This window comes from Priestia sp. TRN 1309 (genome assembly GCF_050846875.1).
In the GTDB taxonomy this organism is placed as follows: Bacteria; Bacillota; Bacilli; order Bacillales; family Bacillaceae_H; genus Priestia; species Priestia zanthoxyli.
In genome coordinates this window covers 37,287-57,894 of the sequence record NZ_JBOZGM010000006.1, presented here as the reverse complement: position 1 = coordinate 57,894, position 20,608 = coordinate 37,287, and the positions used below count along the sequence as shown (strand labels likewise).

Annotated in this window: 21 protein-coding genes; 18 read left to right on the top strand and 3 right to left on the bottom strand. The window is 39.2% G+C overall.

Annotated features, from left to right (window positions below; translation table 11 throughout):
• Positions 1–28 precede the first annotated feature (28 nt).
• From ACRPLQ_RS21775 to ACRPLQ_RS21760, 4 genes are read left to right on the top strand one after another with little or no spacing between them, the layout of a single operon-like run.
• Complete coding sequence (locus ACRPLQ_RS21775; RefSeq protein ID WP_025750563.1) at positions 29–601, top strand: nicotinate-nucleotide adenylyltransferase; 573 nt, start codon at positions 29–31, stop codon at positions 599–601.
• Positions 588–1,160 carry a bis(5'-nucleosyl)-tetraphosphatase (symmetrical) YqeK gene (yqeK, locus tag ACRPLQ_RS21770; protein WP_328107086.1) on the top strand — a complete coding sequence of 191 codons (573 nt, stop codon included), beginning with the start codon at positions 588–590 and terminating at the stop codon, positions 1,158–1,160. Before ACRPLQ_RS21775 ends, yqeK begins: the two co-directional genes overlap by 14 nt.
• Positions 1,153–1,506: a ribosome silencing factor gene (gene rsfS / locus ACRPLQ_RS21765; protein ID WP_013085071.1), complete on the top strand. Its 354-nt coding sequence runs from the start codon at positions 1,153–1,155 to the stop codon at positions 1,504–1,506. The genes yqeK and rsfS overlap by 8 nt, the downstream gene beginning before the upstream one ends.
• A complete protein-coding gene (locus ACRPLQ_RS21760; protein WP_165635135.1) occupies positions 1,503–2,261 on the top strand; it encodes a class I SAM-dependent DNA methyltransferase in 759 nt (252 codons plus the stop codon). Before rsfS ends, ACRPLQ_RS21760 begins: the two co-directional genes overlap by 4 nt.
• Positions 2,262–2,301: 40 nt before the next feature.
• On the opposite strand, the gene comER is transcribed toward ACRPLQ_RS21760, so the two are convergent.
• On the bottom strand, positions 2,302–3,132 hold the full coding sequence (gene comER, locus ACRPLQ_RS21755) for a late competence protein ComER (protein WP_025750559.1): 831 nt from the start codon (positions 3,130–3,132) through the stop codon (positions 2,302–2,304).
• A 96-nt stretch (positions 3,133–3,228) separates the two neighbouring features.
• Between comER and ACRPLQ_RS21750 the strand changes: the two genes are divergently transcribed.
• The 3 genes from ACRPLQ_RS21750 to ACRPLQ_RS21740 all read left to right on the top strand — a co-directional run bounded on the left by ACRPLQ_RS21750 (position 3,229) and on the right by ACRPLQ_RS21740 (position 6,882).
• Positions 3,229–3,864, top strand: coding sequence for a helix-hairpin-helix domain-containing protein (locus tag ACRPLQ_RS21750; protein WP_028411662.1), 636 nt, complete (start codon positions 3,229–3,231; stop codon positions 3,862–3,864).
• Positions 3,865–3,954: 90 nt separating this feature from the next.
• A complete protein-coding gene (locus ACRPLQ_RS21745) occupies positions 3,955–4,521 on the top strand; it encodes a ComE operon protein 2 (protein WP_367077780.1) in 567 nt (188 codons plus the stop codon).
• 69 nt (positions 4,522–4,590) lie between these two features.
• Positions 4,591–6,882, top strand: coding sequence for a DNA internalization-related competence protein ComEC/Rec2 (locus ACRPLQ_RS21740; protein ID WP_367077781.1), 2,292 nt, complete (start codon positions 4,591–4,593; stop codon positions 6,880–6,882).
• A gap of 57 nt (positions 6,883–6,939) precedes the next feature.
• On the opposite strand, the gene ACRPLQ_RS21735 is transcribed toward ACRPLQ_RS21740, so the two are convergent.
• Entirely contained in the window at positions 6,940–7,074 is a 135-nt protein-coding gene (locus ACRPLQ_RS21735) for a YqzM family protein (protein WP_013059251.1), read from the bottom strand.
• A gap of 327 nt (positions 7,075–7,401) precedes the next feature.
• On the opposite strand from ACRPLQ_RS21735, the gene holA reads away from it, so the two are divergent.
• Positions 7,402–8,418 carry a DNA polymerase III subunit delta gene (holA, locus tag ACRPLQ_RS21730; RefSeq protein WP_099331296.1) on the top strand — a complete coding sequence of 339 codons (1,017 nt, stop codon included), beginning with the start codon at positions 7,402–7,404 and terminating at the stop codon, positions 8,416–8,418.
• Positions 8,419–8,452: 34 nt separating this feature from the next.
• Here the strand turns inward: holA and rpsT are convergent, their stop codons facing one another.
• Positions 8,453–8,719 carry a 30S ribosomal protein S20 gene (gene rpsT, locus ACRPLQ_RS21725; protein WP_013085065.1) on the bottom strand — a complete coding sequence of 89 codons (267 nt, stop codon included), beginning with the start codon at positions 8,717–8,719 and terminating at the stop codon, positions 8,453–8,455.
• 256 nt (positions 8,720–8,975) lie between these two features.
• Between rpsT and gpr the strand changes: the two genes are divergently transcribed.
• From gpr to ACRPLQ_RS21675, 10 genes are all read left to right on the top strand, one after another.
• The gene (gene gpr, locus ACRPLQ_RS21720) at positions 8,976–10,088 is read left to right on the top strand and encodes a GPR endopeptidase (protein ID WP_367077782.1); all 1,113 of its coding nucleotides are present in this window, start codon (positions 8,976–8,978) and stop codon (positions 10,086–10,088) included.
• Positions 10,089–10,172: 84 nt separating this feature from the next.
• Positions 10,173–10,508, top strand: coding sequence for a YqxA family protein (locus tag ACRPLQ_RS21715; RefSeq protein ID WP_028411657.1), 336 nt, complete (start codon positions 10,173–10,175; stop codon positions 10,506–10,508).
• 128 nt (positions 10,509–10,636) lie between these two features.
• Positions 10,637–12,460, top strand: coding sequence for a translation elongation factor 4 (gene lepA / locus ACRPLQ_RS21710; protein WP_013059246.1), 1,824 nt, complete (start codon positions 10,637–10,639; stop codon positions 12,458–12,460).
• A gap of 175 nt (positions 12,461–12,635) precedes the next feature.
• Positions 12,636–13,775 carry a radical SAM family heme chaperone HemW gene (gene hemW, locus ACRPLQ_RS21705; protein ID WP_047749825.1) on the top strand — a complete coding sequence of 380 codons (1,140 nt, stop codon included), beginning with the start codon at positions 12,636–12,638 and terminating at the stop codon, positions 13,773–13,775.
• A 91-nt stretch (positions 13,776–13,866) separates the two neighbouring features.
• A complete protein-coding gene (gene hrcA, locus ACRPLQ_RS21700; protein ID WP_013059244.1) occupies positions 13,867–14,895 on the top strand; it encodes a heat-inducible transcriptional repressor HrcA in 1,029 nt (342 codons plus the stop codon).
• A gap of 105 nt (positions 14,896–15,000) precedes the next feature.
• Positions 15,001–15,561 carry a nucleotide exchange factor GrpE gene (grpE, locus tag ACRPLQ_RS21695; protein ID WP_028411655.1) on the top strand — a complete coding sequence of 187 codons (561 nt, stop codon included), beginning with the start codon at positions 15,001–15,003 and terminating at the stop codon, positions 15,559–15,561.
• Positions 15,562–15,591: 30 nt separating this feature from the next.
• Positions 15,592–17,409 (top strand): molecular chaperone DnaK, encoded by a 1,818-nt coding sequence (gene dnaK, locus ACRPLQ_RS21690; protein ID WP_014458181.1) that lies wholly within the window; start codon positions 15,592–15,594, stop codon positions 17,407–17,409.
• Positions 17,410–17,644: 235 nt separating this feature from the next.
• Positions 17,645–18,775: a molecular chaperone DnaJ gene (gene dnaJ, locus ACRPLQ_RS21685; RefSeq protein WP_013059241.1), complete on the top strand. Its 1,131-nt coding sequence runs from the start codon at positions 17,645–17,647 to the stop codon at positions 18,773–18,775.
• Positions 18,776–18,892: 117 nt separating this feature from the next.
• Positions 18,893–19,834 carry a 50S ribosomal protein L11 methyltransferase gene (gene prmA, locus ACRPLQ_RS21680; protein ID WP_257041515.1) on the top strand — a complete coding sequence of 314 codons (942 nt, stop codon included), beginning with the start codon at positions 18,893–18,895 and terminating at the stop codon, positions 19,832–19,834.
• Between the two features lie 19 nt (positions 19,835–19,853).
• Positions 19,854–20,606 (top strand): 16S rRNA (uracil(1498)-N(3))-methyltransferase, encoded by a 753-nt coding sequence (locus ACRPLQ_RS21675; RefSeq protein WP_257041516.1) that lies wholly within the window; start codon positions 19,854–19,856, stop codon positions 20,604–20,606.
• Positions 20,607–20,608 lie beyond the last annotated feature (2 nt).

Genomic DNA, 20,608 nt, shown 5'->3' with positions numbered 1-20,608 from the left:
TGAAGTAAATTAAAGGAGTCGGGGATTGTTGAAGAGTATTGGAATTTTAGGTGGAACGTTCAATCCGCCTCATTTGGGGCATTTAATGATGGCAAATGAGGTTTTGCATGCCTTGAAATTAGATGAGATATGGTTCATGCCGTCATATATTCCACCTCATAAAACAATCAAAGAGCCTATTGAGCCATATCATCGTTTACAAATGCTAAAGCTAGCTATTGAAGAACATGATCAATTCACCCTGCAGCCGATTGAATTTGAGCGCAAAGAGCCTTCATATACATATGATACGATGAGAATACTAACAGAGAAATATCCAACGTATCAGTTTCATTTCATCATTGGTGCTGATATGGTAGAATATTTGCCGAAGTGGTATGAAATTGATGAATTAGTCAATTTGGTTACATTTGTAGGTGTAAAGCGCCCGGGGTATACCATTACGTCCCCTTACCCGATAAAAGAAGTAGAAGTTCCGCAGTTTGATGTCTCCTCTTCCTTTATTCGCGAACGAGTAGTAAAGAAAGAAACCATTCGTTATTTTATACCTGCTGGTGTTAAACAATATATCGAGGAGAATCAATTATATGAATCGAACTGAGGCATTAGAAATCGTAAAGAAACAGTTAACAGAACGTCGTTATATTCATACTGTCGGGGTAATGGAAACAGCAATTGAATTAGCTAAACGTTTTGAAGCAGACGAAAAAAAAGCAGAACTGGCTGCTATTTTTCATGACTATGCCAAGTTTCGTCCAAAGGAAGAGATGAAGCAAATTATTATTGATCAAAACATGAACTCTTCTTTATTGGAATACAATACCGAATTATGGCATGCTCCAGTAGGCGCGTTTTTAGTGAGAAATGAAGTAGGGATTACGGATAAGGAAGTATTGGATGCAATTGCTTACCATACATCCGGAAGACCTGGCATGACGTTACTTGAAAAAATTGTGTACGTTGCTGATTATATTGAACCTGGAAGGAGATTTCCAGGTGTTGATGAAGTGCGGGAGTTAGCTAAAACCGACTTAAATGCAGCACTTATTCAATCATTAAAGAATACTATTTCTTTTTTAATGACCAAACATCAGGCCGTTTATCCCGATACGATGATGACATATAATGATTTAATCTTAGGAGGTCAAACACATGACTGAACGTGAATTGCTATCTCTTGTTGTAGAAGCAGCCGATGATAAAAAAGCAATCGATATCGTAGCGTTAAATATGGAAGGAATCTCACTTGTGGCAGATTATTTTGTTATTTGTCACGGTAACTCAGATAAACAAGTGCAGGCAATTGCTCGTGAAATTAAAGAAAAAGCACACGAACAAGGCATTTCTGTGAAGCGTTTAGAAGGGTTTGAGCAGGCTAAGTGGGTGCTTGTTGATCTTGGAGATGTTGTGGTTCACATTTTCCATAAAGATGAGCGCGGATATTATAACTTAGAACGCTTATGGGGAGATGCACCATTTGTAAGTTCAGAAGAGCTACAGCTATGAGCAGGTACGGAGAATTTGCCTACGTATATGATCAGCTAATGGCAGACGTTCCGTATGACGATTGGGCTGAATTTTTTAATCAGCAGGTGGCAAAAGCAAAAACAAAGCCTAACAGTATATTAGACCTTGCCTGCGGCACGGGAGAACTCTCCGTTCGATTTGCAAAAGAAGGTTTCTCCGTAGTCGGCGTTGATTTGTCTGATGATATGCTTATGGTAGCTCAAGAGAAGGCAGCAGAAGCAGGGGTAACGCTATCTCTTTTTCAGCAAAACATGGCGGAACTTGAGTTATTGAAAGAGTTTGATTGTGTAGTAATCTTTTGTGATTCTTTGAACTATTTGCAAGGTGATAAAGAAGTTCAAGAAACCATTCAACGTGTATATAAACACTTAAAACCAGGTGGGCTCTTTATATTTGATGTTCATTCAGTGCACAAGATGAAGGACGTATTTGGAAATCAATCTTTTTCTTATGTAGATGAAGACGTGTCATATATTTGGAACTGCACCTATGACGATACAGACATGCGTGTAGAGCATGATATTACGTTTTTTGCTTATGATGAAGAAATCGATGCATATCATCGCTTTGATGAGGTGCATGCTCAGCGCACTTGGTCGATTGACCATTATCAATCATGGTTGAGCCAAGCTGGTTTTATAAATATAGAAGTAAGTGCAGATTTCAAAATGAGTAAGCCTACTTCAAACAGTGAGCGCATCTTTTTCTCTGCGCAAAAAAAAGAAGCCGAGTAGAGGCTTCTTTTTTTGTTTCAAAGCAGGATTTCTACAGAAATTATGGAATAAGACTATCAAACTGATTGTGAACAAGCTCAATGTCTTCGTCAAATTTTTCGTGTGTTTTTTGAAATACGTGCACAAACATCTCTCCGAGTTCAGCTTCTAAAACTTTAATACCTTCTCCGGTTACACCGCCTTTTACGCATACTTTATCCTGCAAGGTAGGAAGCGTAAATATTTCTTTTTCCAACAGTTTTCCCATTCCAATAATCATATCGCTGGCCATGACGGTAGCTTCTTCTTCAGAAATATTTGTTTCTTGAACTGCTGCATCAATAAAGCGTTGAAGCAAAAAGCTGAAGAATGCAGGACCGCAGCTTACGATATCGGATGATACGCGGGTAATCGTTTGATCAATAGCCACAGGCTTTGACATAGATGAAAATAATTCATGTAAATAATTTTGGTAAAAAGGCGTACATCTTTCTCCAAACGTGAAAAGAGAAACACCTGCTAATGCCCGATTCGTAATGCTAGGGATAATTCTAGCTGCTTGACTCGGAATGAGGCGTTCGATTTGTTCTACGCTAATTGGACTGGTAATGGATACAATGCAGTGATCTTTCGTCAGCAGTGGTTCTAATTTTATTAAAAGGGGGTGAATATCCAATGGCTTAACACAAATAAAAATGACTTTGGATGCGTGAACAACTTCTTCAGCTGTATCAGCAACATGAATTTTTTTATGCTGCTGTTGAATCTCTTTGGCCCTTTTTTTTGTACGATTCATAATAGTAATTTTAGAAGGACGTACGGCTTTTGATTCAATAAACGCATCAATTAATATTTTCCCCATGTTTCCTGTTCCGATAAACCCTATGTTCACTGATTCATTCCCTCCTTCAAAAGCCTTTTCTTCTAAACACTATGAAGACGTAATGGAATTTATGACGTTACTTCAAAATTCAAAGGAGTGTACAAGTTGACTTTTTCAAAAAAACAATGGCTAATTGGGTGTATTTGCTTAGCAGTTGGGTTGGCTTTTTATATCTATCGCACAGGCGGAGAGAAACCGGAAAGTTCTCTTCAAACCTCAGATATAATCAAGGCAGAATCTTCTGGTACAAAAAAAGAAGGAGAGTCGTCTAATCAAGTAATTTCAAGCCAAGATTCCCCGTTTGTGATGGTGGATATTAAAGGAGCTGTTCAGAAGCCTGGTGTATACCAGCTTCCGAAAGATGCAAGGGTAAAAGATGCTCTAGCACAAGCCGGAGGCGCTACGAAAGAAGCGGACTTAAGACAGCTCAATTTAGCTAGCAAGCTACAAGATGAAATGGCTGTGTATATTCCAGCTGCTGGAGAAGAAATCCCCCCTTCATCTCCAGTTTCTTCAATTTCTTCCTCAGGAACTTCAAATGATCAGCCCCTTGTTAATATCAATACAGCGAACACTGATGAACTGCAAACGTTAAATGGCATTGGACCTTCAAAAGCCAGTGCCATCGTTTCATATCGAGAGGAAAATGGCTTGTTTCAAACAGTAGAGGATTTGGGAAAAGTATCAGGTATTGGCGAGAAGTCGCTAGAAAAAATCAAAGCTCAAATTACAGTACAGTAGAGACTTATTGACGAAAAAGGAAAAAAAACGCTACACTATGAAAGGGAAAAGTATCATTATTCAGTTTTAAATAAAAAGGCAGGGAATGAGATGAACCGGATTTCATGGGATCAATATTTTATGGCACAAAGCCATTTGCTAGCTTTAAGAAGCACTTGTGAACGTCTGGCTGTTGGAGCTACAGTGGTGCGTGATAAACGTATTATAGCTGGAGGATACAACGGTTCGATCAGCGGAGGCGTGCATTGTGCTGACGAAGGCTGCTATGTAATTGATGGCCACTGCGTAAGAACTGTCCATGCAGAAGTGAATGCACTCTTGCAGTGTGCTAAGTTTGGTGTAAAGACAGAAGATGCGGAAGTATACGTCACGCATTTTCCTTGTTTAAACTGCTGTAAAGCTCTTATTCAAGCGGGAATTAAAACAGTATATTATGCTAATGATTACAAAAATCATCCGTATGCTGTTGAGTTATTTGAACAGGCGGGAGTGAAAACAGTAAAAGTTGAACTTGATGAAGCAATCATTGACTTAAAAAGTAAAGAGAAGCTTCAATTTGTAACGGATGTTCTCGCTCGTTTAGAAAAAAGCGGAGCTGACGAAGCAGAAGTGATGAATTTACAGCGTGAAGCTCTCGCTTTGTTTACGGCAAATTAAAGGTAAAAGAGGTTTTTTACTTGGTAACAGTAAGAAGCCTCTTTCTTTTAAGGAAGAAAGGAGCTAAAAGTGAAAGGATATTATATTTACTGTGCTTTTAGCATGATGCTAGCCTTATATGTATATGATAATCATTCCGCTGTAAGCCTGTTTTTGCTAATCGTGCTTTTCATTTTTCAATGGCTACAATGTCCCAGGAAAGTGGTTATTGCTTCTGCACTGTTGAGCGTTTTGTGCGTCTACCTATTAGCTGAGGCAAATAACCATAACAAAACGGTTCTTTTAGCTGAATCTTCTACTTTTACAGGCGAAATTTCATCTGTTCCGCATAGTGACGGCGACAAGCTTACTTTTAAGTTTACGGTTCAAAATGAAGAAGTCATGGCTTTTTATAAACTAAAAACGCTGGAAGAGAAACAGCAGCTCGAAAAGCTAACGATTCATCAAGTTTGTCAACTAGCAGGGCAATTAACTTCTCCTTCATCTGCTCGCAACCTTCATGCATTTGATTATCAGCAATATTTATACCATCAGTCTATTCATTGGCAGCTTAACGTCAAGAGACTTGATTTGGCAAAATGCCAGCTCCCCACCTTAACTCCACTTACGTACCTTACCTTTATTCGTCAAAAAGGAATTAATTATATTCAACAAAACATGTCGGATCCAGGCGCTGGATTTATGCAGGCACTAATTTACGGCGAGCGTACTGGGATCGAAGAAGAGAGTATCAAGCGCTATCAGCAATTTGGTTTAATACACTTGCTTGCCATATCAGGTCTTCATGTTGGCCTGCTGACAGCGATGTGTTTTTATTTGCTCATTCGGATTGGAATAACGCGCGAGCGAGCCATTACGCTTTTACTTTTGCTTCTTCCTGTATACATGGTTTTGGCCGGTGGCAGCGCTTCAGTTGTCCGAGCTGTTTTTATGAGTATGGTGATGCTTATATCGATAAAAATACAAAGAAAAATTCTTTTGGTTGATAGCATGAGCCTTGCTTTTATGAGCATGCTGCTTTTCAAACCGTACTATTTATTTGATGTAGGATTTCAGCTTTCTTTTGCCGTTAGTTTTGCCTTGATTTTATCGAGTCAGACAATTTTACCTCGTTTTCATTCTTCTTTCAGCCAGCTCATGGCTGTTTCAGCGATTGCACAAGTCAGTTCACTTCCTTTATTGTTGTACTATTTTTATGAAGTATCTCTCCTCAGTTTGCCATTAAATATGGTTTTTGTACCGTTGTTTTCTCTTGTTGTATTACCTCTTTGTTTGCTCATTCTTTTTGTTCGTATCATCTTGCCGGGAGTGAGTGAATTGCTGGAGCAAATTCTTCATGTTCTTTTACTTGCTTGTGAAAAATTGCTTGATTTTTTTGAATGGATTCCCGCTGATTTCGTAACGGGAAAACCCCATATTTTGCTGTTTTTGGGCATGTACCTATGCATTTATGCTTTATTTGTGGCGGTCGAAGAAGGGAAATTTTTCGTTCGCTATATGTTTCTTCTCGCGGCATTGTTAGCCGCACAATGTATGTATCCTTATTTGAATCCAAAAGGAACGGTCACAATGGTCGATGTAGGACAAGGAGACTGCTTTATCATTGAGCTTCCTTATCGAAAAGGCGTGTATATGATCGATACCGGAGGAACCGTTTCATTTCCAAAAGAACCATGGCAAAAACGCCGTTCTTCTTTTGACGTGGGAGAAGACGTACTTGTTCCCTTTTTGCATTCAAAAGGAATGACAAAGGTAGATAAAATGATTATTACACACGGCGATTATGATCACGCAGGGGCGGCACAGCATTTATTTTCACAAGTGGCTGTCGGAGAGCTGGTGCTTGGGAAAAAAGCCGAATTAAATGACGTAGAGACTGGCTTGGTGATCGCTGCTCAAAAACAAAGCGTGCCTGTTCAAATTGTTCAACAAGGAGATAGCTGGCAAGAAGGAGGTGTCTTATTTCAGGTTATTTCTCCCATAGGTTTCGAAGAAACGAGCAACAACGGCTCAATTGTAATAGACGCTAAGTTAGGAAATTTAAGATGGCTATTCACCGGAGATTTAGAAAAGGAAGGAGAACAAAGAATATTGAAAGACTTTCCCAACCTTAAAGCAGATGTATTAAAAGTGGGTCATCATGGCAGTAAAACCTCAACTTCAGAAGAGTTTGTTCAACATTTAAACCCTAAAGTAGCGCTTGTTTCAGCGGGGCAAAAAAATCGTTATGGTCATCCTCATCAAGAAATATTAGAGCTTCTGAAAAGCTACGGGGTGTATATTTACCGAACGGATGAAGATGGTGGGGTAATGTATGAATTTACAAAAAAGTCAGGAACGTTTTCGCAGCAACTTCCATAGTCTATAGTAAGAAAAACGAACTGAAAAAGACTGCTAAGAAGCAGCCTTGAAGCAATTTTACGAACCCAAGTAGTGAATCACAGTTGCAATAACAAATAAGGCAGTGAAAAAGCCAAATGAAACACCAAATCCTACGGCAGAATCGACAGCGTCGTTGCGTTTACTTTGGACACTTTCTTCAAATTGGTTCATTAACACCCCTCCTGTTTACAGTATAATCTAACTTTTTTTAAAAATCTAGACAATTTAAGAGCGTTTTCACAAACTGACAACAGTTAACAACTATACTTTATGAGCATGAGGAGAAAATAGAGATAAGGGTTTAATCATTAACAAATAAGTAACCTAGGGCTTATATTGTTGATGTTTATCATAAACTGAGGAATTGTCGTTTTAAGACAATTCCTTTTGTATTGTTGCCAAAAACTCATAACACCTTTACGATAGAAATTGTATTTTGTTTATCAGTAACTATACATAATCAATATAGATGAATAAAAAAAGAGGAGCGTATATACGTTGGCAGTTGATAGCTTAAAAAGTATTACCAAAAATAATATCGCCCCCGTTTATTTAATACACGGGGTTAATGCATTTATGAGTAAAAAGATTAGAGATAAAATCGTCGACTATACGTTGAATGAAGAAGATAAAGAATTTAACTTGTCCCTATACGATTTAGAAGAGACATCGATTGATCAAGTTCTAGAAGATGCTGAAACGCTTCCTTTTTTAGGAGACAAGCGTGTAGTGGTTGCGAAAAATGCAGCATTTTTAACGGCTGAAAAATCAAAAGATAAAGTTGAGCATGATCTGGCAAAACTTCAGCAATATGTCGAACAGCCCCCGTCTTTTTCAACGTTAATTCTTCTAGCCCCTTATGAAAAGCTGGATGAAAGAAAAAAAATAACAAAATTATTAAAAAAACAAGCAGCTTACATCGAAGCGAACGAATTTGGTGAAAAAGAAATGAAGCAGTGGATTCATAATTTGCTTTCAAAAGATGGAGTGAATATGGATGAAGATGCTGAAACGCTGCTTATTCAGCTTGTGGGGCTTAATGTAACGCTCGTGACAAATGAAATTGAAAAAATGGTGTTATACGTTGGACAAGGAGGAGTCATTACAAAAGAAGTGGTGCTTAAGCTTGTGGCAAAAACGCTTGAACAAAACGTATTTACGCTTATTGATGCTGTTATTCAGCGAAAGGTTTCTATCGCTTTAAATATGTATCAGGATTTGCTGCGTAACAACGAAGAGCCTATTAAAATTTTATCTTTGTTAGCGACGCAGTTTCGTTTAATTTATCATACGAAGCAGCTGTCTAGTCAAGGGTACGGTCAGCAGCAAATTGCTCAAACGATTAAGGTTCATCCGTTTCGTGTGAAAATCGCTTTGCAGCAGAGCAGAAGTTTTGAGGAACAGCAGCTTAAAGGAATTTTAAAGGATTTAGCAGAGGCAGATTATGAAATGAAGACGGGAAAAATGGATAAAGCGCTTATTTTACAGCTGTTTTTATTAAAAAGAGCGCAATAAAAAAACGATCCTAATGGGATCGTTTTTGTCTCAATTATGCAGATAAACCGTTAAGTTTTACTGCTAAGCGAGATTTTTGACGAGCTGCAGCATTTTTGTGGATAAGACCAGATTGTGCGGCTTTGTCTAATTTTTTAGAAGCAACAGCAAATGCTGCTTTTGCGTTATCTACATCGTTGTTTTCAACTAAAGCTTCAAAGTTTTTGATTGCAGTACGCATAGCTGATTTAGCTTGAATGTTATGAGCACGGCGAGCTTCAGTAGTTTTTACACGTTTGATAGCTGATTTAATGTTTGGCATCCGTTTCACCTCCCGAAATGATAACAATCGAGATTATATAGAACTCGACATTCTTCACAATAAGAACAAAAGATATTTTATCAAACACAAGGACAGAATGCAATAGCCTTGACAAGGAATTTTATATGACAGACCTCTCTTTAAAAGCTTGTAGCTGATATTGCGCCCTTCCTTCTACTTTTCGTTTCTTAAATGCATGAATCTGCCAGTCCTCGGTGACAATAATTTCAACAAAGATTGTCTAGGAGGTTAAGAAATGGAAAAAGAACTTGATTTAAGTCAATATAGCGTGCGCACGGATCTAGCTGTCGAAGCAAAAGACATAGCGTTAGAAAATCAGCCTAAATCGAATAACCAGTCAGAAATCAACGGCGTAATTGTAAAAGAAAAAGAAGAACAAGGTGTCAAAATTTCAATGGTAGAAATTACGGAAGAGGGCGCAGAAGCAATCGGTAAGAAAAAAGGCCGATATGTAACCCTTGAATCGGTAGGCATTCGCGAGCAGGATACTGAAAAGCAAGAGGCTATGGAAGAAGTATTTGCTAAAGAGCTGAATTTTTTTATTAAAAGCCTCAACATTCCAGATGATGCTAGCTGTCTTGTAGTGGGTCTTGGAAACTTAAGTGTGACACCAGATGCGCTTGGACCAAAGGCAGTAGATAATTTGTTGATTACAAGACATTTGTTTGAGTTACAGCCTGAAAGCGTGCAAGATGGCTTTAGACCCGTTAGCGCCATTGTTCCGGGAGTAATGGGAATGACGGGTATTGAGACAAGTGATATTATCTTTGGCGTTGTAAAGAAAGTGAATCCGGATTTTATTATTGCAATCGATGCGCTGGCCGCTCGTTCGATTGAACGGGTAAATGCTACCATTCAAATTTCAGATTCAGGTATTCATCCTGGGTCTGGGGTTGGAAACAAGCGCAAAGAAATCAGTTATGAAACACTTGGCATTCCAGTTATTGCAATAGGTATTCCAACGGTGGTGGATGCTGTGTCCATTACAAGCGATACAATTGACTTTATCTTAAAACATTTCGGCCGAGAAATGAAAGAGCAGGGAAAGCCGTCTAAGTCGCTGCTTCCGTCTGGTATGACGTTTGGAGAAAAAAAGAAGCTCACGGAGGATGATTTACCCAATGAAGAGCAGCGTCAAACGTACCTCGGTATGATTGGCACTCTTCCCGATGAAGAAAAAAGACGTCTTATTCATGAAGTGCTTGCACCTTTAGGTCATAATTTGATGGTTACGCCAAAAGAAGTGGATATGTTTATTGAAGATATGGCTAATGTAGTTGCAGGAGGACTTAACGCTGCTTTGCATCATGAAGTGGACCAAGAGAACTTTGGGGCATATACTCATTAATACGCTTTTAGATGAATGAGTTCTTCAGAATATAGTCATAATGGTTAGTACTACAGAAGATAAAGAAGTAAGGGGCCTAATAATGTGATTAAATTTACTTTAAAATCAGTAGTGCTAACTATTTTTTTACTGTTCGTCGTATTTTTAGGAATGCAGACGGCTCAGCAAGGGCTGATTAAAATGAAGGGATATAATGATCCTTCGATTGAACATGTTATTAATGTGTCTAAAACGTCAGATGGTCAGGTGGAAGCTGCTGTTTTAGGTTCAAAAAAAGTTGTGAACATTGATGAAAAACAGCAGCTTTTAGAAAAACGAAAGGCTTTTAACTTTTTCTCCTCGCTAGGTCAAAGTCTAGCGGAAGGCGTGAAAAGTACAATAGGAAAAGCTTTTAAGGCTATCCATCATCTTCTTAATTAAAAGCAGAATCTCTTTCTGCTTTTTTGTATGGGAAAATCCCCAATGGAATGCTTATTGAATGTTGACGAATGTGTTGTTATAATTTAGTTTAGTGTATTTTGCCGATTTTCAGTAGGAGTGAAAAAAATATGGATAGAGAAGCAAGATTGAAACGACAATCGAAAATCAGAAACTTTTCGATTATTGCTCATATAGACCACGGTAAGTCAACATTAGCAGACCGTATTTTAGAAAAAACAAATGCGTTAACACAGCGAGAAATGAAAGCTCAGCTTTTAGATTCGATGGATTTAGAACGTGAACGTGGAATTACCATTAAATTAAATGCTGTGCAGCTTCAATACAAAGCAAAAGATGGAGAAGAGTATACTTTTCATCTAATTGACACACCGGGACACGTCGATTTTACATATGAAGTGTCGCGAAGTTTAGCCGCGTGTGAAGGTGCTATTCTAGTAGTAGATGCAGCTCAAGGTATTGAAGCTCAAACACTAGCAAACGTATATTTAGCGCTTGATAACAACCTTGAAATTTTACCTGTCATCAATAAGATTGACCTGCCGAGCGCAGAGCCAGAGCGAGTGCGCCAAGAGGTTGAAGACGTAATTGGATTAGATGCGTCGGAAGCTGTATTAGCTTCAGCTAAAGCAGGAATTGGAATCGAAGAAATTTTAGAACAAATTGTTGAAAAAGTTCCTGCTCCTGAAGGGGATCCAGATGCACCGCTTCAAGCGCTAATCTTTGATTCATTTTATGATGCATACCGAGGTGTAGTTGCATCTATTCGTATCGTACAGGGACGAGTAAAAGTAGGCGACAAAATTAAAATGATGGCAACAGGAAAAGAGTTTGAGGTAACGGAGCTAGGTGTGTTAACGCCAAAAGCCGTTGCTAAAGATGAACTTTCTGTTGGCGACGTAGGGTTTTTAACAGCAGCTATTAAAAATGTTGGAGATACGCGAGTAGGGGACACGATTACTCTTGCCAAAAACGGAGCAAGTGAACCTCTTCCTGGCTATCGTCGTCTGAATCCAATGGTATACTGCGGACTGTATCCGATTGATACAGCGAAGTATAATGATCTTCGTGAAGCACTAGAAAAGTTAGAGCTAAATGACTCTGCACTTCAGTTTGAGCCAGAGACGTCTCAGGCCTTAGGGTTTGGTTTCCGATGTGGATTCTTAGGACTGCTTCACATGGAGATTATCCAAGAGCGTATTGAGCGTGAATTTAAAATTGATTTAATTACAACAGCTCCAAGCGTTATTTATGACGTATATTTAACAGACGAGACTCATCTGTCTGTAGATAACCCTTCTAATATGCCGGACCCACAAAAGATTGAACGCGTGGAAGAACCGTATGTGAAGGCCACAATGATGGTACCAAACGATTATGTTGGTGCTGTGATGGAGCTTTGTCAGAAGAAGCGAGGCAACTTTATTGATATGCAGTACTTGGATGCTAATCGCGTGAGTATTGTATACGAAATTCCGCTGGCTGAAATTGTATATGATTTCTTTGATCAACTAAAATCAAATACAAAAGGCTACGCGTCGTTTGACTACGAGCTTATCGGATATCAGCCTTCGAAGCTTGTGAAGATGGATATTCTCTTAAACGGTGAAACGGTCGATGCGCTGTCCTTTATCGTTCACAGAGATTCAGCTTATGATCGTGGTAAAGTCATTGTAGAAAAGCTTAAAGAGCTTATTCCACGTCAACAGTTCGAAGTGCCGATTCAAGCGGCAATCGGTCAAAAAATTGTGGCGCGTTCAACAATTAAAGCCATTCGCAAAAACGTTTTAGCAAAATGTTACGGAGGAGATATCTCTCGTAAACGTAAACTTCTTGAAAAACAAAAAGAAGGTAAAAAACGTATGAAGCAGGTCGGTTCTGTTGAAGTACCGCAGGAAGCATTCATGGCTGTGCTTCGCATGGACGAAGATTAATAGCTGAAATTCTATTATTTAACATGTCAAATTAGTTTTGAAAATGAAGCGAATCTGATACGATAGTAAAGAGTTTTGAGCGCTGTAAATAAGTGTGAACGAACATAGATAAAAATACCGCAGAGAGACTCTGCGGTATTTTTATCATTTATAAATGTGATTGAGGTGAAAGTCCATGGTGAAGGCAGCATATCTGCATATCCCGTTTTGTCATCATATTTGTCACTATTGTGACTTTAATAAAGTGTTTTTCAAAAATCAGCCCGTTATGCCGTATTTGGAAAGCATGCGAGAAGAAATGAAACAAACAGTCGAACGTTATCCAACGACCAATTTGAACACGATATTCGTTGGGGGTGGAACGCCCACAGCCTTAGATGAACAGCAGCTGGAGTATTTTTTAGAATCCATTCGTATGTATCTTCCTTATGATGAGAAAGGTGAGTTTACATTTGAAGCGAATCCGAATGAATTGACAAAAGAAAAGCTTCAGCTTCTCCATGACTATGGCGTGAATCGTTTAAGTATTGGTGTACAAACGTTTAATGAAAGGTTATTGGAGAAAATTGGACGTGTACATTCAAATAGGCAGGTATTTGATTGTATTGAGCAAGCGAGAAAGATTGGAATGTCGAATATAAGCTTAGACTTAATTTATAGCTTGCCGGAACAAACGGTAGCTGATTTTTCTTCTACGCTTCAAACCGCTTTTTCATTAGAGGTAGAGCATATGTCTGCCTATTCGTTAATTATTGAACCTAAAACGGTATTTTATAATTTAATGAATAAAGGGAAGCTGCCGCTGCCTGCTCAAGAAGAAGAAGCAGCTATGTATGAGCTGCTTATGAAAGAAATGGACAAACAAGGTTTTCATCAATATGAAATCAGTAATTTCGCAAAGTCAGGCTACGAGAGTATTCATAATCTAACATATTGGAACAACGACGATTATTACGGAATTGGTGCAGGCGCACATAGCTATATTGACGGAATAAGACGAGCAAATATTGGACCATTAAAAAAGTACATTGATTCAGTCGAGCAAAAAGGAAATGCATATCTTAATGAAGTGAGCGTGACCGAGGCTGAAAAAATGGAAGAAGAAATGTTTTTGGGCCTTCGTAAAACGAAAGGAGTCTCAAAAGAGGAGTTTAAGCAAAAATTCAATCGAGAATTAAAAGATGTATTTGGAGAACCTATTCAAGAATACAAAGAGAAAGGACTTTTGGGTGAAGACAATAGCTCCGTCTTTTTAACACACAATGGTCGATTTTTGGGGAATGAAGTTTTTCAAGCCTTTATTGGGATAATCTAATACCAAATCGTTGACATCGCTATAGTGATTTGGTAATTTATTATTAGATTTAGCACTCAGAGTTTTAGAGTGCTAACAGAGGTGATGAAGCGTGCTTACTGATCGACAGTTATTAATTTTACAAGTCATTATTGATGATTTCATTCGATCTGCGCAGCCGGTAGGCTCTCGAACATTATCTAAGAAAGAAGAGTTTAATTTTAGTTCGGCTACGATTCGTAATGAGATGTCAGACCTAGAAGAACTTGGATTTATTGAAAAAACTCATACTTCTTCAGGGCGCGTTCCGTCTGAGAAAGGCTATCGTTATTATGTTGATCACCTAGTGTCCCCGCAGCACTTGAAAGCAAGCGATGTTTCTACAGTACGTTCGGTATTTGCTGAGCGCATTGTAGAACTGGAGCAGCTCGTTCAAAAATCAGCGCAAATTTTATCCGATTTAACGAGTTTAACGTCCATTGTGCTAGGGCCAAAAGCGGTCAGCCATAAGTTAAAACAGCTGCAGATTTTACCTTTAACGGCTCAGTCAGCTGTTGCCATTATTGTGACTGATACAGGACACGTTGAAAGTCGGACGATTACGTTACCGAGCAGTATTCAACCTTCCGATATTGAAAAGATGGTTAACATTTTGAACGAAAAGCTCATTGGCGTTCGCATTACTGATTTACATGATAAAATGTACAAAGAAGTAGCGACGCTCTTAAAAAGCCACATTCAAGGGTATGAGCAGACGATGGACATACTCAATGATGCATTAAAGCTCAACATGAATGGCAAATTAGTAGTTGGCGGCAAAACGAATATGTTTGCTCAGCCGGAATTTCATGATCTTAATAAAATTCGCGGGCTGTTCAACATTATTGAACATGAACAGCAGTTTTATAAGCTGCTAAGCCCAAATGAGGCTGGCATACACGTGAAAATTGGTCATGAAAATAAGTTGAATGAAATGGTAGGCTGCAGCTTAATTACAGCTAGTTATTCTTTTGGTCACGAACAGCTCGGCACAATTGCTATACTGGGACCGACCCGCATGGAATATGCGCGTGTGATTAGTTTGCTTACACTGCTATCATCAGATATGTCTCAAGTGTTAACAAACTTGTATAAAGAATAAAGGAATCGGGTGGAATATATTACTTCCATCCTTTCCCTGTGATAAAATAAAAATCGTTGTTTAAAATGTGAAAATGTGTGTAAACATTTAAGGGAGGTGAATGAATTGTCAAACGAAAAGCAAGTAGAAGAACAAAACGAAGAAGTGGTTGAAGAAGTTCAAACAGAAGCTGCTGAAGCAACTGAAGCTGAAGCGTCTGAGGAAGTAAACCCTCTTCAACAAGAAAATGATCAATTAAAGCAACAGCTTGAAGAAGAAGAGAATCGCTACTTACGTCTACAAGCTGATTTCGATAATTTCCGTCGTCGTTCACGTCTCGATGCAGAAGCTGCTCAAAAATACCGTGCTCAATCATTGGTTGCGGATATTTTACCAGCACTTGATAACTTTGAACGTGCATTACAAGTTAACACAGCGGACGAACAAACCAAATCTGTGCTACAAGGTGTAGAAATGGTATACCGTCAATTGGTAGAGGCACTTCAAAAAGAAGGTGTTGAAGCAATTGAGTCAGTTGGGAAAACATTTGATCCATACGAGCACCAAGCAGTGATGCAAGTAGAAGACGATGAATACGAACCGAACACGGTAGTAGAAGAGCTTCAAAAAGGTTACAAATTAAAAGATAAAATCATCCGCCCTGCGATGGTTAAAGTGAATCAATAACACTACATATTATGAAGGAGGTCATTGTCAATGAGTAAGATCATTGGTATCGATTTAGGTACAACTAACTCTTGTGTCGCTGTATTAGAAGGCGGCGAACCAAAAGTAATTCCAAATCCAGAAGGAAACCGTACAACGCCATCAGTTGTGGCATTCAAAAACGGTGAGCGTCAAGTTGGGGAAGTAGCGAAACGTCAAGCTATTACAAACCCTAACACAATTATTTCAGTTAAACGTCATATGGGTACAGACCATAAGGTGGAAGCTGAAGGCAAGCAATACACGCCTCAAGAAATGTCAGCTATCATTCTTCAACATTTAAAAGGTTATGCTGAAGAGTATTTAGGTGAGCCTGTAACAAAAGCTGTTATCACAGTTCCTGCTTACTTTAATGATGCTGAGCGTCAAGCAACAAAAGATGCTGGTAAAATTGCTGGTTTAGAAGTAGAGCGTATTATTAACGAGCCTACTGCAGCAGCGCTTGCATACGGATTAGAAAAAACAGATGAAGATCAAACAGTTTTAGTTTATGACCTTGGTGGCGGTACGTTTGACGTATCTATTCTAGAACTTGGCGACGGCGTGTTTGAAGTTCGCGCAACTGCAGGTGACAATCGCCTTGGTGGTGACGACTTTGACCAAGTAATCATCGACTATTTAGTAGCTGAATTCAAAAAAGAAAACGGCGTTGATTTAAGCAAAGATAAAATGGCGCTTCAACGTTTAAAAGATGCGGCTGAAAAAGCGAAAAAAGATTTATCAGGCGTAACATCTACACAAATTTCTTTACCATTTATCACTGCTGGAGAAGCTGGTCCTCTTCACTTAGAAGTATCTTTATCACGTGCTAAATTTGACGAGTTATCAGCAGGTCTTGTTGAACGTACAATGGCCCCTGTGCGTCAAGCTTTAAAAGATGCAGGTCTTTCTGCAAGCGAACTTGATAAAGTAATCTTAGTTGGTGGTTCAACTCGTATCCCAGCGGTACAAGATGCAATCAAAAAAGAAACTGGTCAAGATCCTCATAAAGGTGTAAACCCTGATGAAGTAGTTGCACTTGGTGCAGCAATTCAAGGTGGCGTATTAACTGGTGATGTAAAAGACGTTGTATTACTAGACGTAACGCCTTTATCACTAGGTATCGAAACAATGGGTGGCGTATTTACAAAGCTAATTGAGCGTAATACGACAATTCCAACAAGCAAATCACAAGTATTCTCAACGGCTGCAGATAGCCAAACGGCTGTAGATATTCACGTTCTTCAAGGTGAGCGTCCAATGTCTGCAGACAATAAAACGCTAGGACGTTTCCAATTAACAGACATTCCTCCTGCACCACGCGGAGTACCTCAAATCGAAGTATCATTCGATATTGATAAGAACGGTATCGTAAACGTTCGTGCAAAAGATTTAGGTACAAACAAAGAGCAGGCGATTACAATTAAATCTTCAACTGGTTTATCAGATGACGAAATCGAACGTATGGTAAAAGAGGCGGAAGAAAACGCAGATGCTGATAAGCAACGTAAAGAAGAAGTGGAACTACGCAACGAAGCAGATCAACTAGTGTTTACAACTGAAAAAACATTAAAAGATCTTGAAGGAAAAGTAGAAGAAGCTGAAGTAACAAAAGCTAACGAAGCAAAAGATGCTTTAAAAGCTGCGATTGAAAAGAATGACCTTGAAGAAATCAAAGCGAAAAAAGATGAACTTCAAGAAATCGTTCAAGCGTTAACTGTAAAATTGTATGAGCAAGCTCAACAAGCTCAGCAAGCCGGTGAACAAGGCGCTCAAAATGATGATGTTGTAGATGCAGAGTTTGAAGAAGTAAACGACGACAAAAAATAATGCATCTTGACGACTAACGTGAATGACGCCATGGTGCGATTCACATCTTTTTAAAAAGTCAAAGTCAAGCTTATTTCTTGGCTTTGACTTTTTTAACGTGGAAAAGCGAAAGGGAAAGTTTTTCTCTTGGCTCTCTGCGTGCACGGGAGCAATAGAAAGTAACTTTTATGTTGCTATGGAATTATTAATAATGATACAATTACGTTTATGTGAAACGATTCGGGAGTGAGTATTGATGAGTAAGCGAGATTACTATGAAGTACTCGGTATCAGTAAGAGCGCTACAAAAGATGAAATAAAAAAAGCATACCGCAAGCTTTCTAAACAATATCATCCAGATATTAATAAAGCGGAAGATGCTGCTGACAAATTTAAAGAAGTAAAAGAAGCATATGAAGTATTGAGTGATGACCAAAAAAAAGCACAATACGATCAATTTGGTCATACTGATCCAAATCAAGGCTTTGGCGGCTTTGGTGGAGGCGGCTCAGACTTTGGCGGCTTCGGCTTTGAAGATATTTTCAGCTCGATCTTTGGTGGTGGTGGTCGCAGACGTGACCCTAATGCTCCGAGACAAGGTGCCGATTTACAATACACGATGACACTTTCTTTTGAAGAAGCTGTTTTCGGAAAAGAAACAACAATTGAAATTCCACGTGAAGAAACGTGTGAAACATGTCACGGTTCAGGTGCAAAACCTGGAACAAAAGTCGATACATGTTCGCACTGTAATGGTTCAGGCCAGTTAAACGTTGAACAAAACACGCCGTTTGGCCGCGTGGTAAATCGACGTGCGTGTCATCATTGTAATGGTACGGGAAAAATCATTAAAGACAAATGTGCAACGTGCCACGGTGACGGTAAAGTAACAAAACGACGTAAAATTAATGTTAAAATTCCAGCTGGTGTAGATGATGGTCAACAGCTGCGCGTTAGTGCTCAAGGAGAACCAGGGGTAAATGGTGGTCCTCCGGGAGATTTATATGTAGTGTTCCACGTGCGCACTCATGAATTCTTTGAACGTGATGGAGACGATATCTACTGCGAAATGCCTTTAACGTTTGCTCAGGCAGCACTAGGTGATGAAGTAGAAGTACCAACTCTACACGGCAAGGTGAAGCTGAAGATTCCTGCTGGTACACAAACGGGGACGAAATTCCGTTTAAAAGGAAAAGGTGTGGCAAACGTACGAGGGTATGGTCAAGGAGATCAGCATATTCACGTTCGCGTTGTAACGCCAACAAAAATATCAGAAAAACAAAAACAATTATTGCGTGAGTTCGCTGAACTGAGCGGTCAAGAAGCCGTTGATGAGCAGCATGATTCCTTTTTTGCAAAAGTAAAACGAGCAATTAAAGGGGAATAATTGTCTTTCATAATAAACAGAGACAGGTTGGTAAAGGTACTTTGCCAACCTGTCATCTGTCATGTTCATATTTAAAATCCTATATTACTGAAGGCAGAAAGGATGAAGTTGGTAGCAATGAAATGGTCTGAAATTTGTATTCATACAGCGCAAGAAGCAATTGAACCCATCTCTCATATTTTACATGAATCAGGAGCTAGCGGGGTAGTCATTGAAGATCCTGCTGATTTAGTGAAGGACAGAGATACAACTTTTGGTGAAATCTATGATTTAAACGTAGAAGACTACCCAGAGGAAGGTGTAGTGATTAAAGCATACCTTCCAGTTAACAGCTTTTTAGCAGAAACTGTGGATGGTATCAAAAAAGAAATTAATGGACTGCTTGTTTACGACTTTGATTTAGGAGCTAACAAAGTTACGATCAGTGAAGTGAACGAGGAAGAGTGGGCCACTGCTTGGAAAAAATATTACCACCCTGTGAAAATTTCAGAGCGTTTTACGATTGTACCAACTTGGGAAAACTATGAAAAAGTAAGCACAGATGAATTGATTATCGAGCTTGATCCCGGAATGGCTTTTGGTACAGGTACGCATCCAACGACGGTTATGTCTCTTCAAGCATTGGAAAGAACAGTGAAAGCAGGAGATACCGTTATTGACGTGGGTACAGGCTCAGGAGTGCTAAGTATTGGCGCAGCCCTGTTAGGAGCAAGTAATGTACAAGCTCTAGATCTTGATGAAGTAGCCGTACGTTCTGCCCGCGAAAATATTGAACTGAATCAAGTTGGAAATATCGTAACAGTAGGTCAAAACAACTTATTGCAAGGCATAGAAGGGCCGGTTGACATTGTTGTGGCGAATATTCTAGCTGAGGTAATCGTTCGTTTTGTAGACGATGCTGCAAAGGTATTAAAGCCAGGAGGCATGTTCATTACATCAGGTATTATTAGTGCGAAAAAAGAAGATGTCAAAAAAGCGTTAACGGAAGCGGGCTTTGTTATTCAAGAAGTAACGCTTATGGAAGACTGGGTAGCAATTATTGCGCAAAAACAAGCTTAACAAGTGAGAAGGTGTCAAGATGCAACGTTATTTTCTGTCAAATGATCAATTTCAAGAGCAAAATGTCACAGTGACACAAGATGATGCCCATCATATCTCACGCGTCATGAGAATGAATGAAGGATCACAGTTTATTGCCTGTAATGAACAGGGGCAAGCTGCTTTGTGTGAAATTGAAAATATTTCCGCTAACGAAGTGAAAGCATCTATTATAGAATGGATAAGCGAAGAAAAAGAGCTTCCAGTCCATGTTACAATTGTGAACGGTCTGCCTAAAGGGGATAAGCTCGAGCTTATTATCCAAAAAGGGACAGAACTTGGGGCGTATAGGTTTATCCCTTTTATTGCGGCTCGTTCAGTTGTTAAATGGGATGATAAAAAGAGCCAAAAAAAAGTAGATCGCTGGAATAAGATTGCTAAAGAGGCTGCAGAACAATCTCATCGTACGATTGTACCAGCAGTAGAAGCCCCAATTTCTTTTAAGAAACTAGTAGAAATTAGCGGTGACTATACTCATAAAGTTGTAGCCTATGAAGAAAGAGCAAAGCAAGGAGAAACATCTCATCTGCATGCTGTTCTTTCAGCCTTAAAACCCGGAAATTCCGTGCTTGTGGTTGTAGGCCCCGAGGGTGGTTTGACCGAGCAGGAAGTAGAAGTATTAGAAGAAAATGAATTTACAATAAGCGGATTTGGTCCGCGGATTTTACGAGCAGAAACAGCTCCTTTATATGCGCTGTCTGCTATATCTTATCAAACTGAGTTAATGAGGTGACG

What these genes read in the sequence shown, in the direction of transcription:
- yqeK (WP_328107086.1), top strand. Translation starts at nt 588, where the DNA reads ATGAATCGAACTGAGGCATTAGAAATCGTAAAGAAACAGTTAACAGAA.
- rsfS (WP_013085071.1), top strand. Translation starts at nt 1,153, where the DNA reads ATGACTGAACGTGAATTGCTATCTCTTGTTGTAGAAGCAGCCGATGAT.
- ACRPLQ_RS21760 (WP_165635135.1), top strand. Translation starts at nt 1,503, where the DNA reads ATGAGCAGGTACGGAGAATTTGCCTACGTATATGATCAGCTAATGGCA.
- ACRPLQ_RS21745 (WP_367077780.1), top strand. Translation starts at nt 3,955, where the DNA reads ATGAACCGGATTTCATGGGATCAATATTTTATGGCACAAAGCCATTTG.
- ACRPLQ_RS21735 (WP_013059251.1), bottom strand. Translation starts at nt 7,074, where the DNA reads ATGAACCAATTTGAAGAAAGTGTCCAAAGTAAACGCAACGACGCTGTC.
- rpsT (WP_013085065.1), bottom strand. Translation starts at nt 8,719, where the DNA reads ATGCCAAACATTAAATCAGCTATCAAACGTGTAAAAACTACTGAAGCT.
- gpr (WP_367077782.1), top strand. Translation starts at nt 8,976, where the DNA reads ATGGAAAAAGAACTTGATTTAAGTCAATATAGCGTGCGCACGGATCTA.
- lepA (WP_013059246.1), top strand. Translation starts at nt 10,637, where the DNA reads ATGGATAGAGAAGCAAGATTGAAACGACAATCGAAAATCAGAAACTTT.
- hemW (WP_047749825.1), top strand. Translation starts at nt 12,636, where the DNA reads ATGGTGAAGGCAGCATATCTGCATATCCCGTTTTGTCATCATATTTGT.
- dnaK (WP_014458181.1), top strand. Translation starts at nt 15,592, where the DNA reads ATGAGTAAGATCATTGGTATCGATTTAGGTACAACTAACTCTTGTGTC.
- dnaJ (WP_013059241.1), top strand. Translation starts at nt 17,645, where the DNA reads ATGAGTAAGCGAGATTACTATGAAGTACTCGGTATCAGTAAGAGCGCT.
- prmA (WP_257041515.1), top strand. Translation starts at nt 18,893, where the DNA reads ATGAAATGGTCTGAAATTTGTATTCATACAGCGCAAGAAGCAATTGAA.
- ACRPLQ_RS21675 (WP_257041516.1), top strand. Translation starts at nt 19,854, where the DNA reads ATGCAACGTTATTTTCTGTCAAATGATCAATTTCAAGAGCAAAATGTC.